Origin of the sequence: Clostridium sp. Marseille-P3244, assembly GCF_900120155.1 — a bacterium.
Classification (GTDB): domain Bacteria; phylum Bacillota; class Clostridia; order Lachnospirales; family Lachnospiraceae; genus Mediterraneibacter.
This window is the reverse complement of record NZ_LT635549.1, coordinates 2,378,396-2,392,196: the sequence shown is the minus strand read 5'-3', so window position 1 is coordinate 2,392,196 and position 13,801 is coordinate 2,378,396. Positions and strand designations below refer to the sequence as shown.

The 13,801-nt window shown below is 55.8% G+C and carries 13 protein-coding genes; all 13 read left to right on the top strand.

Annotation, left to right across the window (positions count from 1 at the left end; genetic code table 11):
* Window positions 1-17 precede the first annotated feature (17 nt).
* Window positions 18-1,130, top strand: coding sequence for a pyridoxal phosphate-dependent aminotransferase (locus BQ7367_RS13185; protein ID WP_235837601.1), 1,113 nt, complete (start codon window positions 18-20; stop codon window positions 1,128-1,130).
* The gene (locus tag BQ7367_RS13180; protein WP_072525854.1) at window positions 1,112-2,629 is read left to right on the top strand and encodes a cobyric acid synthase; all 1,518 of its coding nucleotides are present in this window, start codon (window positions 1,112-1,114) and stop codon (window positions 2,627-2,629) included. The genes BQ7367_RS13185 and BQ7367_RS13180 overlap by 19 nt, the downstream gene beginning before the upstream one ends.
* Entirely contained in the window at window positions 2,617-3,543 is a 927-nt protein-coding gene (gene hemC, locus BQ7367_RS13175; RefSeq protein ID WP_072525853.1) for a hydroxymethylbilane synthase, read from the top strand. Before BQ7367_RS13180 ends, hemC begins: the two co-directional genes overlap by 13 nt.
* Window positions 3,540-5,135, top strand: coding sequence for a uroporphyrinogen-III C-methyltransferase (gene cobA / locus BQ7367_RS13170; RefSeq protein WP_083588946.1), 1,596 nt, complete (start codon window positions 3,540-3,542; stop codon window positions 5,133-5,135). Before hemC ends, cobA begins: the two co-directional genes overlap by 4 nt.
* Entirely contained in the window at window positions 5,132-5,875 is a 744-nt protein-coding gene (locus BQ7367_RS13165) for a class I SAM-dependent methyltransferase (protein ID WP_072525852.1), read from the top strand. Before cobA ends, BQ7367_RS13165 begins: the two co-directional genes overlap by 4 nt.
* A 12-nt stretch (window positions 5,876-5,887) precedes the next feature.
* Entirely contained in the window at window positions 5,888-6,271 is a 384-nt protein-coding gene (locus BQ7367_RS13160) for a DUF6483 family protein (protein WP_072525851.1), read from the top strand.
* Between the two features lie 29 nt (window positions 6,272-6,300).
* Window positions 6,301-6,834, top strand: a complete 534-nt coding sequence (gene ybaK, locus BQ7367_RS13155) for a Cys-tRNA(Pro) deacylase (RefSeq protein WP_072525850.1) — start codon at window positions 6,301-6,303, stop codon at window positions 6,832-6,834.
* On the top strand, window positions 6,827-7,471 hold the full coding sequence (locus BQ7367_RS13150) for a GNAT family N-acetyltransferase (protein ID WP_072525849.1): 645 nt from the start codon (window positions 6,827-6,829) through the stop codon (window positions 7,469-7,471). The genes ybaK and BQ7367_RS13150 overlap by 8 nt, the downstream gene beginning before the upstream one ends.
* Before the next feature lie 66 nt (window positions 7,472-7,537).
* Window positions 7,538-8,470, top strand: coding sequence for an ABC transporter permease (locus tag BQ7367_RS13145; RefSeq protein ID WP_072525848.1), 933 nt, complete (start codon window positions 7,538-7,540; stop codon window positions 8,468-8,470).
* 20 nt (window positions 8,471-8,490) lie between these two features.
* A complete protein-coding gene (locus tag BQ7367_RS13140; RefSeq protein WP_072526223.1) occupies window positions 8,491-9,285 on the top strand; it encodes an ABC transporter permease in 795 nt (264 codons plus the stop codon).
* Window positions 9,282-11,042, top strand: coding sequence for an ABC transporter ATP-binding protein (locus tag BQ7367_RS13135; protein WP_072525847.1), 1,761 nt, complete (start codon window positions 9,282-9,284; stop codon window positions 11,040-11,042). Before BQ7367_RS13140 ends, BQ7367_RS13135 begins: the two co-directional genes overlap by 4 nt.
* 12 nt (window positions 11,043-11,054) lie before the next feature.
* Window positions 11,055-12,710, top strand: a complete 1,656-nt coding sequence (locus BQ7367_RS13130; protein WP_072525846.1) for a peptide ABC transporter substrate-binding protein — start codon at window positions 11,055-11,057, stop codon at window positions 12,708-12,710.
* A 43-nt stretch (window positions 12,711-12,753) separates the two neighbouring features.
* The gene (locus tag BQ7367_RS13125) at window positions 12,754-13,797 is read left to right on the top strand and encodes a bifunctional adenosylcobinamide kinase/adenosylcobinamide-phosphate guanylyltransferase (protein ID WP_235837600.1); all 1,044 of its coding nucleotides are present in this window, start codon (window positions 12,754-12,756) and stop codon (window positions 13,795-13,797) included.
* The last annotated feature ends 4 nt before the right edge of the window (window positions 13,798-13,801 follow it).

Below are 13,801 nucleotides of genomic sequence, written 5' to 3'. Positions count from 1 at the left end.
ACAGGGAGGAAGAACCGATGAGAACGGTACACGGAGGAGATATTTATACCTATCAGGGCATGCTGGATTTTTCGGTCAACGTAAATCCTCTGGGGCCTTCCGGAAGGGTGCTGCGCGCGGCAGAGGAAGGGGTGCGGCACATGGAGGCCTATCCCGATATCAGGTGCCGGAGACTTCGGGCAAGGCTGGCAGAAAAGCTGGATGTGCCCGGCGGTTCTCTCCTGTTCGGAAACGGGGCGGCAGACCTGATCTATACTCTGGCGCTGGCGGAGAAGCCAAAGAGGGCCCTTGTAGCGGTCCCTGCGTTTTCTGAATATGAAAAAGCTCTTCAGGCGGCAGGCTGCGGGATCGAGTATTATGAGACGGAGAAAAAGGATCTGTTCTGTATCACGGAGGAATTTCCGGACAGGCTGGACGGGGGGATGGACATGCTCTTTCTGTGCGCGCCTTCCAATCCGGCAGGCCGGGTGACAAAAAGAGAGATCCTGGTCCGGACGGCGGAGCGGTGTGAGGATCTGGGGATCCGGTTTGTCCTGGATGAGTGTTTCATGGGGTTCCTCCCGGAGGAAGAGTCCTTCTCTCTCAGAAAAGAGGCTCCTCGTTTCCGGAAACTGTTTCTCCTGAGAAGCTTTACGAAGCTCCATGCCATGCCCGGACTGCGGCTGGGATACGGAATCTCTTCGGATCCGGATCTTATAAGACGGATGGAAGGCGCCTCCCAGCCCTGGAGCGTGTCAGTCCCGGCCCAGGAGGCCGCCCTGGCGGCGCTGGAGGATGACGGGAGAGTGGAGCGGACAAGAGTGCTGGTCCGAGAGCAGCGGCAGAGACTGGAAAATGCCCTGGCCGGACTGGGGGTTGACTATATTCCCTCCCAGGCCAATTATATCCTTCTGTACAGCGAATATGACCTGTTCCGGGAATTTGCACAGAGGGGCATCCTGATCCGTGACTGCTCCGATTACCGGGGGCTGGGGAAAGGCTGGTACCGGATCGCGGTGCGCACAGAACAGGAGAACGGCCGGCTGTTAAAGGCGCTGGAGGAGATTCTTCAGGAGCACCCTGCCGGGGAAGCCGGTGAAAGAGAGAACACAGGCGGAAAGGAGCGTGCAGAATGGCCAGACCGATCATGATACAGGGAACCATGTCAAATGTGGGAAAGAGCGTTCTGACAGCCGGGCTGTGCCGGGTGCTTCTGCAGGACGGGTACCGCGTCATGCCCTTTAAATCCCAGAACATGGCGCTCAATTCTTTCATTACAGCCAACGGGCTGGAGATGGGGCGGGCACAGGTGATGCAGGCTGAAGCCGCCGGGGTCGAGCCGGAGGCAGCCATGAATCCCATTTTGTTAAAACCCACCAGTGACACAGGATCCCAGGTGATCTTAAACGGAAAGCCGGTGGGGATGATGTCCGCGGTGGAATATTACAGGAAGAAGAAGGAGTATATTCCCTGGATCCTGGACGCCTATCATAAGCTGGCAAACCGGTGCGATGTGGTCGTCATTGAAGGGGCGGGAAGCCCGGCAGAGATCAATCTGCGGCAGGATGACATCGTAAATATGGGGCTGGCAGAGCTTTTGGACGCGCCGGTACTTCTGACGGGAGATATCGACCGGGGCGGCGTTTTTGCCCAGATTCTGGGGACGGCGGAGCTGATGGAAAGGGATGAACGGGCCCGGATCAAGGGGACCGTGATCAACAAGTTCCGGGGCGACCGCTCCATCTTAAAGCCGGGGCTGGATATGCTGGAAGAGAGGACCGGAATACCGGTGCTGGGAGTGATCCCCTATTTTCATCTGGACCTGGACGAGGAGGACAGTCTGTCCGAGCGGTTCAAAAGGCAGCGGGAGTCATTCCTTGTGGATGTGGCGGTGATCCGGCTGCCCCGGATCTCCAATTTCACCGATTTTGCCCCTCTGGAGGCCGTGGAGCAGATCCGGGTGAGATACGTCTCTTCCGCCAAAGAGTTCGGCGCTCCTGACGCGGTCATCCTCCCGGGAACAAAGGACACCATCGGAGATCTTCTCTGGATGCGGCAGAACGGACTGGAGGCGAAGATCCTGCGCCATGCGGAGCAGGGCAGGACCGTGTTTGGCATCTGCGGAGGCTATCAGATGCTGGGGACGAAGATCGCAGATCCCCAGGGGGCGGAGCACTCAGGAGAGACGGCCGGGCTGGGGCTGCTCCCGGTATCCACTGTGTTCACGCAGGAAAAGAAAAGAACAAGAGTGCAGGGAAGATTCCGGAAGCTGTCCGGGATCCTGTCCGGATTAAGCGGGGCAGAGTATGAAGGATATGAGATCCACATGGGGAGGACCACTCCGGAAGACGGGGCACATCCGCTCCTCGATATGAAAGGGCAGGGATGCGGCGTGGACGGCGCCCAGCGCGGCAGTGTATACGGCTGCTATGTCCACGGGATCTTCGACTCGGCAGAGGCGGCGGAGGGCTTCGTGGCCGGACTGCTGAGCGAGAAGGGGCTGGATCCGTCGAAGATACAGGCGGCGGACTGGAAAGCCCACAAGGAGGAACAGTATGAACAGCTGGCAGACATCATCCGGGAGAACCTGGATATGGAGGCAGTGTACCGGATCATAGAGAAAGGAATGGAAGCGCCATGCAGTCTGTAATAAGGATCGGAAGCAGAGAAAGTGCACTTGCCGTAAGGCAGACGGAGATCATCCGGGATCTGATCCGGGCAGAACGGCCGGATATCCGGGTGGAGATCGTTACCATGAAGACCGCGGGGGACCGGATCCTGGATCAGAGTCTTGAACGGATCGGAGGAAAAGGCCTGTTTGTAAAGGAGCTGGATCAGGCGCTTGCCTCCGGGAGGATCGACCTGGCCGTGCACAGTCTGAAAGACATGCCGGTGGAAGAAAATGAAGCTCTCCCGATCCTTGCCTTTGGCAGAAGAGGGGATCCCCGGGACGTGCTCCTGTACCGGGCCGGATCAAAAGAGGGGGCGGGGGAAGGCTTCCGTCCCGGAGAATCTTTTGTCATCGGCACATCCAGCAGGAGGCGGGCGCTTCAGCTGGAGCGGATTTTCCCCGGATGTGTCTGCCGGGGGATAAGGGGAAACGTCCAGACCCGGATCCGGAAACTGGAGACAGAGGGATATGACGCCACGGTACTGGCTGCTGCCGGCCTGAAGCGGCTGGGGATGGAATCACTCATCGGGCGATATCTCTCTCTTGACGAGATGCTTCCCGCGGCGGGGCAGGGCATCCTCGCGGTGCAGGGAAGGCGGGAGGACAAAGCCTTAAGAGCGCTGCTGGGACGGCTGGACGATCCTGACAGCCATACGGCTGCGGCGGCAGAGCGGCAGTTCATACGCACGCTGGGCGGAGGCTGTACCTCTCCCAACGCGGCTTACGCCGTTGTGAAAGGGGCAGAGGTGATGCTCACCGGAATGTACTGCGAAGAGGGCGAAAAGGAGCTGCGGATGGGAACCGTACATGCAGCGGCAGAACAGGCGGCGCAGGCGGGAGAAAGCCTTGCCCTCTCGCTTCTGAAAGGGGAAGGAGAGAGGAAGCCGGTATGACAGAGGAAACGAGAGACAATATAACAGAAAAAGCAGGAAAGGGGACCGGGGAAAAGATCGGAAAAGTCTGGATCGCCGGGGCCGGCCCGGGGGATGTCCGTCTTTTGACCTTAAGGGCCATGGAGCTGATCCGGCGTTCCGATGTGATCGTCTACGACGCCCTCATCAGCGCGGAGATCTTAAGCCAGATCCCTTCCGGTACAGAGACGATAGATGTGGGAAAACAGAGCGGGACCCATCCCGTTCCTCAGGAGGAGATCAGCCGGATCCTGGTGCAGGAGGCCGGGAAAGGAAAGCAGGTGCTCCGGCTCAAGGGAGGAGATCCCTTCGTCTTCGGGCGGGGCGGAGAGGAGCTGGAGATCCTGACACGGGAAGGGATCCCCTTTGAGGTGATCCCCGGGATCACATCCGCGGTGGCGGTGCCTGCCTATGCGGGCATTCCGGTGACCCACCGGGACTATGCCTCCTCTTTCCATGTGATCACGGGACACGGGAAGAAGGATGGGAAGCCGGACATTGATTTCCCTGCTCTTGCGCGGATGAAAGGAACGCTGGTGTTCCTTATGAGCGTGGCCTCTATGGAAGAGATCCTGTCCGGACTTCTTAAGGCCGGGATGGATGAAAATACGCCTGCCGCTGTCCTGGAAAAAGGAACCACCGCCGGGCAGAGGATCGTGACGGCCGCCTTAGGCACTCTGAAGGAGAAAGCGGACCGGGAGAAGATCGGCACTCCGTCCATTGTTCTTGTGGGAGAAGTGTGCCGGCTCTCGAAAAAGCTTCACTGGGCCGGGGACCGGATCCTGGGAGGAAGGCAGTTCCTTATTACCAGACCGGCACAGCAAAGCGCCGCCCTTGCAGGACGGCTGCGGGAACTGGGAGCCCAGGCGATCGAGATGCCTTCCATCCGGACAGAACCCGTGGAATCTGACAAAGATCTGGACACTGCCCTGGAGCGGCTGGGGACCCGGACTCCGGAAGAGTGGCTGGTATTTACCAGTCCGGCAGGCGTGGAGATGTTTTTTGAACAGATGAAAAAACGGAAGCTGGATCTGCGGGATCTGTTTGGAAGAAAAACGCGGATCCGGATCGGGGCCATCGGCCCGGGCACCGGGAAAGCGCTGGAACAACGGGGAATCTTTCCGGATGTGATCCCGGATGTATACAACGCAAAGGCGCTGGGTGAGGCTATTGCCCGGCAGGCGGCCGGGGAAAGCTATGTTACTGTGGCCCGGGCAGAAAAGGGTTCCCCGGAACTGATCCCCCCTCTTGTGAAAGCGGGACTTACGGTTCAGGATGTGCCCCTCTACCATACGGAGTATGAGACAGCGCCGTTTTTGAGTGGGAAGGTGGGGGCTCTGCTGCGTTCCGGGGAGATCGACGCAGTGACCTTTACAAGCGCGTCCACCGTGGAAGGCTTTGTCCGGGCCGTGAAGGAGCCGGATCTTCTGCGTCAGATCCAGGCTGTGTGCATCGGAGAACAGACCGCTTGGGCAGCAGAGAGATACGGCATGCGTACAGTGACGGCGGCGGAGGCGACCATAGACGGGGTGGCAGATAAAATCATTGAAATGTTCGGGAGAGAAGGATCATGAAAGAAGTTCATGACAAAGCAGTCTACGACGGAAAAGAATTTTTTGAACAGTATGCCCGGATGTCCAGGAGCAGGCAGGGGCTGGAAGGAGCGGGGGAATGGCATCAGTTAAAAAAGATGTTTCCCTCCCTGAAAGGAAGACGGGTCCTTGATCTGGGATGCGGTTACGGCTGGCACTGCCGGTACGCGGCGGAAGAGGGTGCCGTGGAAATCCTGGGTATCGACGCCAGTCACCGGATGATCCGGGAAGCCAAAGAGCGCTGCGCTCATGAGAAGATCACCTACAGGGTGTGCAGTCTGGAGGAATACGATTATCCGGCAGAGCGCTGGAATCTGGTAGTGTCCAATCTGGTCCTTCACTATGTGGAAGATCTGGAAGGTGTGTACCGGAAGGTCCATCAGACATTAAAGCCGGGCGGCGTCTTTCTGTTCAACATAGAACATCCGGTGTTCACGTCGGCTCCGGGACAGGACTGGATCCGGAATGATAGAGGGGATCTGCTGTACTGGCCGGTGGATGATTATTTTTATCCCGGGAGGAGGGTGACCCGTTTCCTTGACTGTCAGGTGGAGAAACAGCATCATACACTGACCCAGATCCTGGGTGGTCTGCTGGAATGCGGCTTTGACATTCAGGCGGTGGAAGAGGCACAGCCTTCGGAGGCGATGCGGGATCTTCCCGAGATGAAGGATGAAATGCGCAGGCCCATGATGCTCATGGTACGGGCGGGAAAGAAGTAAGGAGGACGCGGAATGCTGGAAGAAAAGGATTATGTGATGCGGATCGTCCACGAATGGATCCGCACGCTGGTCAGGCTGATCTTTAACAAGGATATCGACCGGGAAGAGGACACTGCGGTACCTGCGGAAATGATGGAGCCGTTTGTCAGGCTGAAGGATATGATCGACCGGGGAGACATCAATGAGGCGGAAAATATGCTGGTGGACGGACTGGATCCGGACAGCCGGGCGTATTTTCAGCTGTGCCTGATGTTCTACGAGCAGCTGGGGGCAAAGCCGGATGAATTCCTGGAGGCGCATGATTATTCCAGGCAGGAAGTAGTGGACGGGCTGAAATATGTAGTGGATTATTATGGATACGGCAGCCTGATGGATACATTTACAGAGGAATTGTGATACATTTATGGAAGGAATGGCAGAAAGTTATGGGAAAGCAGAATGACAAGACAAATGTAATGCGTATTCTGGATCAGAAAAAGATCCCCTACGTCAGCCACAATTATACGGATACCGGGGCCGTCAGCGGACTGGAAGTGGCCAGGGCGCTCGGCGAAGATCCGGATATGGTATTCAAGACTCTGGTCACTGTAGGGAAGTCGAAGACGAATTACGTGTTCGTGATCCCGGTGAACCGGGAGCTGGATCTGAAAAAAGCCGCCCGGAGCGTGGGAGAGAAAAGCATAGAGATGATCCGTTCAAAGGAGCTGCTGCCGCTGACAGGCTATATCCACGGGGGATGCTCTCCCATCGGGATGAAGAAACAGTTTTCCACAGTGATCGATGCTTCTGTCAGGGAGCAGGAGCGGATCATGTTCAGCGCCGGTAAAGTAGGGTATCAGGTGGAACTGGATGTAAAAGACCTGTCCAGGGTGATCCGGTTCCAGACGGCGGACGTTGCGGAACCAGTGGAAGAGGTGCCGCAGAAAACAGGAAGAACAGGAGGCGGGTACAATGAATAAGACTCTGACAATACGCAGGGAGACGGAAAAGGACTATGAGGCAGTGGAGAAGATGATCCGGGAGGCTTTCTATAATCTGTACGTGCCAGGCTGCACGGAACACTATCTGGCTCATGTGATCCGGGGACACGAAGACTTTATCTCCGAACTGGATCTTGTCCTTCTTGACGGAGAGCAGATCATCGGGAATATCATGTATACAAAAGCCAGGCTTGTGGATGAACAGGGAAATGAAAAGAAGATCCTGACCTTCGGACCGGTCAGCATCCGTCCGGGATATCAGAGGCAGGGTCACGGAAAACGCCTGATGGAGTATTCTTTCGAACAGGCGGCAGCCCTGGGTTATGATGTGATCGTGATCTTCGGTAATCCCGGAAATTATGTCAGCCGGGGATTCAAAAGCTGCAGAAAATATAATGTATGCCTGGAAGACGGTACCTGGCCGGCGGCCATGCTGGTCAAAGAGCTGAGGGAAGGCGCGCTGGACGGAAGAAAATGGATCTATTACCAGAGTCCTGCCTTTGAGATCGATGAGGACCAGGCACAGCGTTTCGACGACAGTCTTGAGAAAATGGAAAAAAAGGTTCAGCCCAGTCAGGAGGAATTTTATATCCTCAGCCATGCGCTGATCCGGTAGCAGAAAATCGGAATTTTGGTTTTTTACGGAAGATACAGGCCCAAGGCAGACAAGGAGTGGATGAAAATGACGCGCTATACGATCAACAGAATACTGACAGGCATTGTGTCCCTTTTTGTCCTTGCCACCGTGACGTTTTTCCTTGTGCGCCTGCTTCCCGGGAGCCCCTTCCAGAATGGCGGCGTATCCGGGGAGGTAGTGGAGGCTGTGGAAGAAGAATATGGGTTAAATGCGCCTCTCTCACAGCAGTATCTGTCCTATATGGGCAGACTGCTTAAGGGGGATCTGGGCATCTCTTACCAGGATCCGGGGACAGAGGTGACAGAGATCATCGGACGGGCCTGGCCCCTTACCTTTTCTGTCGGCATGCTGGCCCTTACAGTCGCAGTGGTCATCGGGACCGGACTGGGCATCCTGCTGGCGGTGTCGAAAAAAAGAGCGGTAAAAGAGACGGTCTCCATAAGCGGGATGGCAGCGGCGGGGATCCCCAATTTTGCCCTTGCGATCCTGCTGCTTTTGCTTTTCAGCATGAAGTTAAAATGGCTTCCGGCTTCCGGGCTTCTAAGTCCCGCGCATTACATCCTGCCTGTTATTACGCTGGCGGCATATCCTGCCGCGGTGATCACAAGGCTGACCGGAAATGCCCTGGGAACGGAGCTGAAAAAGGAATATGCCCTGTTTGCCCGGGCAAAAGGACTGGGCAGAAGGCGGATCGTTTTGGTCCATGCGCTCCGGAATGCGTGGGTCCCGGCGCTGAACTATATCGGTCCGGCGTCGGCAGCCATGCTCACCGGCAGCTTTGCGGTGGAGAGCATTTTTACGATCCCGGGCCTGGGGAGGGAATTCGTCAGCTCCATCACCAACAGGGACTATACGCTGATCCTGGGACTGACGGTGTTTATGGGAACCGTGGTGATCCTGGTGAATCTGGCTGCTGATCTGCTCTGCGCCTGGATCGCGCCTGAGATCCGCAGATCTTACAGGAGGGAACGCAGATGACCGGGCTGAGGAGAATACGGATGAAAAAATTAAGCAGAGCGGAGATCACCGGCTATACGATCCTTGCCGTCTGGATCCTGCTGGCGGTCCTTGTCCCTCTTTTCTGTCCCTGGTCTTTCTCGGAACAGAACGGGGAGATCCGGAATCAGGGACCGTCCCTGGCCCATTGGTTCGGGACGGACAAACTGGGTAGGGACTTGTTTGCCCGGGTCTGGTACGGGGCGGGTATCAGCCTGTTCATCGGAGCGGTCAGCGCGGGAATCAACGGGGGAATCGGGATCGTATACGGCGCGGTGGCCGGATATCTGGGAAAACGAACGGACATGCTGCTGATGCGGGCGGCGGACATCATCGACTCCATTCCGTCCATGCTGTATGTGATCCTGATCTCCCAGGCGGCGGGCTCAGGCCCCGGAAGCATTATTCTGGGACTGTGTGTGTCCGGCTGGATCGGGATGGCCCGGACGGTGAGAGGGGAGATCCTGAGGCTGAAGACGACCGATTTCGCGGCTGCGGCGAAGATGGAGCGGATCCCCGGATACCGGATCCTGCTGCGCCACCTTCTGCCAAATGCGGCAGGGCCCATCGCCGTGAATTTTCTCTTTCTGATTCCTCAGGCAGTATTTACGGAGGCATTCTTAAGCTTCCTGGGTGTGGGGCTGGAAGCTCCGGCGGCAAGCCTGGGCACGATCATTCAGGAGGCCAGAAGCCAGATGCTTTTGTATCCTTACCAGATGATCTGGCCGCTTGTGGTACTGTGCGCGATGATGCTGGCCCTTAACGGTGTGGCCACGGCAATGGAGAAACGACAATGAAGGCATTGGAAGTACAGGATCTGAAAGTACAATATCATACAGACACAGGAAAGATCCCTGCGGTGCGGGGGATCAGCTTTTCCGTGGACAAGGGAGAGACCGTGGGCATCGTCGGCGGATCCGGGTCCGGAAAGACCACCGCTATGCTGGCTGTAATGGGCCTGCTGGGAGAAAAAGCTCAGGTATCGGCAGCAAAGATGGAGATCTGTGGAGAGATTCCGCAGCCGGGGAAAAATGTAGCCATGATCTTCCAGGACTCCATGAACTGTCTGAACCCTTCCATGAAGATCGGCGTTCAGATTACAGAAACGCTGAGGACGCGCCGGGGATACGGCAGAAAAGAAGCCCGGCGCCGGGCGTTGGAGCTGCTGGATCTGGCAGGTATACGAAACGGAGAACTCCGGATGGGACAGTATCCCTCCCAGCTGTCCGGAGGGATGCGCCAGCGGGTAGTGATCGCCATCGCCCTGGCCTGTGAACCGGAGCTGATCATCGCGGATGAGCCTACCACCGCTCTGGATACGGCAGTCCAGGCCCAGATCCTTCTTCTGCTGAGGCAGGTGGTTTTGGAGACCGGGGCGGGACTGCTCCTGGTCAGCCATGATCTGGGCGTGACAGCGTCTCTGTGCAGCCGGGTCTGCGTAATGCGTGCCGGAGAGTTGATCGAGTCTGGATCCGTGGAGGACATCTTCTACAGCCCGGTTCAGGAGTATACGAAACAGCTGCTAAGAGACGCAGGAGGAAGGAACTATGCGCTGCCGGCGGAAGAGCGGGAGCTGTTTCTGAAGATCCGCCATCTGACAAAGAAATATGAGGCCGGGGAGGGCCTTCAGGACGTATCTCTGGAGATCCGCCGGGGAGAGATGTTCGCGCTGGTGGGAGAAAGCGGAAGCGGAAAAACCACTCTGGCCAGGATCCTGTCAGGGATTTTGCGGCCGGACAGCGGGCAGATCCTCTATCATAGCCTTACATCAGAAAAAGGCAGAGAAAATACTGCGCAGATACAGATGGTTTTTCAGGATCCTTATGCATCCCTCAATCCACGGCTCACAGCAGGAGAGACACTGACAGAAGCTCTGGGCGCTTATCGGAAAAGAGACCGGAGGGCATGCAGGAAACAGGTGGAAGAGATGCTGGAATTTGCAGGGCTGGACCGGAGAGACGCAGACCGGTATCCGTGGGAGTTGTCCGGCGGACAGAGACAGCGGCTTGGGATCGCAAGAGCGCTGATCGTAGAGCCGGAGCTGCTGATCTGTGATGAGGCGCTGTCTTCCCTGGATCCTTCCGCCAGAGTACAGATTCTTGAACTTCTCATGGATCTGCAGAGAAAACGGAAGATCGCCTGCCTTTTCATCTCCCATGACATACAGACCGTAAGCCGTCTGGGCGGGTGGACGGGAGTTATGTACATGGGACGGCTGGTGGAGTGTGGAGAAACAAAGGAGGTCTGTTTTGATCCCTGGCATCCATATACAAAGATGCTGATCCAGGCGGCGCCGAAACCTGATCCACTGAGAGCCGGCAGAATGAAGAGCGTGCCTTCCAGGGAGAATGAGAGCAGGGGATTTCCCGGGAACGGGGCGGGTCAGACGGATGGCTGCCCTTTTGCAAATCAGTGCGGATATGCAATGGACTGCTGTCGGACTCAGCAGCCGGGCATCTATACGTTTGGCGGCAGGAGTGTATCCTGTTTCCTTTATTCAGAGGAACACAGCGGAAAACGCTCCGCGAATTACAGGATGACATCACAGATATAAGGAGGAAAACAAATGATTGTACGATACACCGGCCAGAAGAAAAAAAAGAGAATGATTCTCTGCCTGTTCCTGTCAGTTGTCCTCTCCTGCTCAGTGTCGCTCTCAGGGTGCGGTTTTAGTGATTCCGGGAAGGGGATAAACCCGGAGGATGGAGAAAAAGAGATCACGGTGGCCATGGGCAGCGAGACAGGAGGCCTTGACCCTGCCGGGACGATCGCGCTGACCTATCTGTCATATTCGGCCAGCGCTCTGGATGAGCTGCTCACATTCGATGAAGACGGGGAGATCGAATACCGGGCCGCAGAATCTTATGAGGTCAGCGATGATTCTACAGTATGGACTTTCCACTTAAGACAAGATGCCCTCTGGTCTGACGGGTCGCCGGTGAGGGCAGGAGATTTTCTCAATACGATCCGGCGGGCGCTGGATCCGGCATCCGGCAGCGGGTACGCGGTCTATCTGTTTCCCATTGAGAACGCGGAAGCAATCTATAATGGGGAGACAGATATGGAAAGTCTTGGCGTGGAGACGCCGGATGACTACACTCTGGTGTTTCGTCTGGAAGAGCCCTGTGTGTATTTCCTTGATCTTTTACGGCTGCCGGTGTATATGCCGTCCTGCGAAAAATATGCGGAAAGCGCGGACAGTGGATGGGACCGGGATCCGGCCACCAGTCTTTCAAACGGCCCCTTCTGTCTGGAGGAGTATGTGCCGGACCAGTATTTTGTCCTGAAGAAAAATGAAAATTACTGGAACAAAGACAAGGTAAAGCTGGACCGGATCACCTACCGTTTCTTTGAAGATTCTCAGGCCATGCTGGCTGCCTACGAGACAGGAGAGGTAGATGTGGCCACATCGCTGCCCTCCACAGTTATGGATCTGTACGAGGGACAGGAGGATCTGATGGTGACCGAACAGATCGCCACCCGGTATATTTATTTTAATCTGGAGACAGAGCCTTTTGACGATGTCCGTGTGCGGGAAGCGTTCAATCTGGCGATCAACAGAGAGGATCTGTGCCGGAAAGTGGGGGCGGATACAGAACCCACCTATAATCTTGTGTCAAAATACATGAAGGACAAGAGCACAGGGACCTATTTTACGGAGGGTGCAGACCAGCCTTTTGAGGAAAATGTGGAACGGGCCAGGGAGCTTCTGGCAGAAGCCGGATATCCGGACGGGGAGGGATTTCCGGAGATTACATACAGCTATCCCACGCTGGAGATGGATTCCGATACAGCCCAGGTCATACAGGAACAGCTGAAGCAGAATCTGAATATAGAGATCCGGCTGAACGCCCAGGAACTGCAGGCCAACTACAGTACACGGTGGTCCGGCGATTTTGACCTGTGCCGTATGAACTGGACGGCAGATTTCGCGGATCCCTATACTTATCTGTCCATGCTTTTGTCTGACAGTACCTATAACTGCAGCGGTATTCGGGACGCAGAATATGACGCTCTTGTAAAACAGTCCGATTCGGAAGAAGATCCCGTACGGCGCTCCGGTCTTATGCACCAGGCCGAACAGCTGGCTGTGGGAGAACAGTTCTATATCATTCCTCTTTACTGTATGAAAGGGGTCAATCTCGTAAATCCGGAAATATCCGGACTTGGCCGGATTCCGGCCAGCGGCGCCCTGGATTACCGTCAGGCAGATATCGGATAATATCTGCCGGCGTGATGACAAAAGAACAGCAGAAAGAAAATCTGTGACAGAAAAATTTACGACAGAAAGGAAAAGACAGATCATGATGGAACTTGTATCAGGGGGAAGTGGAAGTGGAAAATCAGCGTACGCGGAGGACCTGATCTGCGCGGTGTACAGAAGCATCTGTACTTCAGTGGAGGATACCCGGAAAAGACCTTCTCTCTATTACATCGCTTCAATGGGACATTATGGGGAGGAGACAGAAGAAAAAATCGCGGCACACAGAAAACAGAGAGACGGAAAAGGGTTTCATACTCTGGAATGGTATACGGGACTGGAAGAGCATCTGTCCGGGCCCGGATGCCCGGTTACGGAGGGGTCCTGCGTCCTGCTGGAATGCATTTCAAACCTGACCGCAAATGAAATGTACATGGAGGAAGGCGCCGGAAAGAATACAGTGGAGGCGATCACAGATGGAATCCGGCTTCTGAAGGAAAGATGCGCGTATGTGGTGGTGGTGACCAATGATGTGTTTGCGGAATCTGTCATGGATTCCAAAGAGATGAAAGAGTACAAGAGGGTACTGGGGCAGATCAACCGGAATCTGGCGCAGATGGCGGATCGTGTGACCCGGATCGTCTATGGGGTCCGATGCCCGGTATCCGGCATGGAGGAAGACAGTGAGGATCCGGAAGAACAGAGAAATACAGAAAAAAATAAAAAAACCACTCTGAAGATCGTAACCGGAGGCGCGTTCCAGGGGAAAAAAAGATACGCGGACACGATCTGTCCGGGAAGGATATGGACAGACGGAGCGTCCTGTCCGCTTGAGGAGATCCGGATGTGTACGGCGATCGAACATTTCCATCTTTTTATCCGAAGGTGGATGAAAGAAGGTCGGACAAAGGAAGAACTGCTGGACGCAATTGAAGAAAATGGCAGAGATATTATCATCGTATGCGACGAGATCGGATGTGGACTTGTGCCCACAAACGCGTTTGAAAGGTCATACCGGGAGACTACGGGACGGATAATGAGTGAGCTGGCCGGCCGGGCAGAACGGGTAGATCAGGTTGTGTGCGGAATTGGGAGGAGGATCAAATAAAGAG

What these genes read in the sequence shown, in the direction of transcription:
- cobA (WP_083588946.1), top strand. Translation starts at nt 3,540, where the DNA reads ATGACAGAGGAAACGAGAGACAATATAACAGAAAAAGCAGGAAAGGGG.
- BQ7367_RS13140 (WP_072526223.1), top strand. Translation starts at nt 8,491, where the DNA reads ATGAAAAAATTAAGCAGAGCGGAGATCACCGGCTATACGATCCTTGCC.
- BQ7367_RS13180 (WP_072525854.1), top strand. Translation starts at nt 1,112, where the DNA reads ATGGCCAGACCGATCATGATACAGGGAACCATGTCAAATGTGGGAAAG.
- BQ7367_RS13135 (WP_072525847.1), top strand. Translation starts at nt 9,282, where the DNA reads ATGAAGGCATTGGAAGTACAGGATCTGAAAGTACAATATCATACAGAC.
- ybaK (WP_072525850.1), top strand. Translation starts at nt 6,301, where the DNA reads ATGGGAAAGCAGAATGACAAGACAAATGTAATGCGTATTCTGGATCAG.
- BQ7367_RS13145 (WP_072525848.1), top strand. Translation starts at nt 7,538, where the DNA reads ATGACGCGCTATACGATCAACAGAATACTGACAGGCATTGTGTCCCTT.
- BQ7367_RS13160 (WP_072525851.1), top strand. Translation starts at nt 5,888, where the DNA reads ATGCTGGAAGAAAAGGATTATGTGATGCGGATCGTCCACGAATGGATC.
- BQ7367_RS13150 (WP_072525849.1), top strand. Translation starts at nt 6,827, where the DNA reads ATGAATAAGACTCTGACAATACGCAGGGAGACGGAAAAGGACTATGAG.
- BQ7367_RS13165 (WP_072525852.1), top strand. Translation starts at nt 5,132, where the DNA reads ATGAAAGAAGTTCATGACAAAGCAGTCTACGACGGAAAAGAATTTTTT.
- hemC (WP_072525853.1), top strand. Translation starts at nt 2,617, where the DNA reads ATGCAGTCTGTAATAAGGATCGGAAGCAGAGAAAGTGCACTTGCCGTA.
- BQ7367_RS13130 (WP_072525846.1), top strand. Translation starts at nt 11,055, where the DNA reads ATGATTGTACGATACACCGGCCAGAAGAAAAAAAAGAGAATGATTCTC.
- BQ7367_RS13185 (WP_235837601.1), top strand. Translation starts at nt 18, where the DNA reads ATGAGAACGGTACACGGAGGAGATATTTATACCTATCAGGGCATGCTG.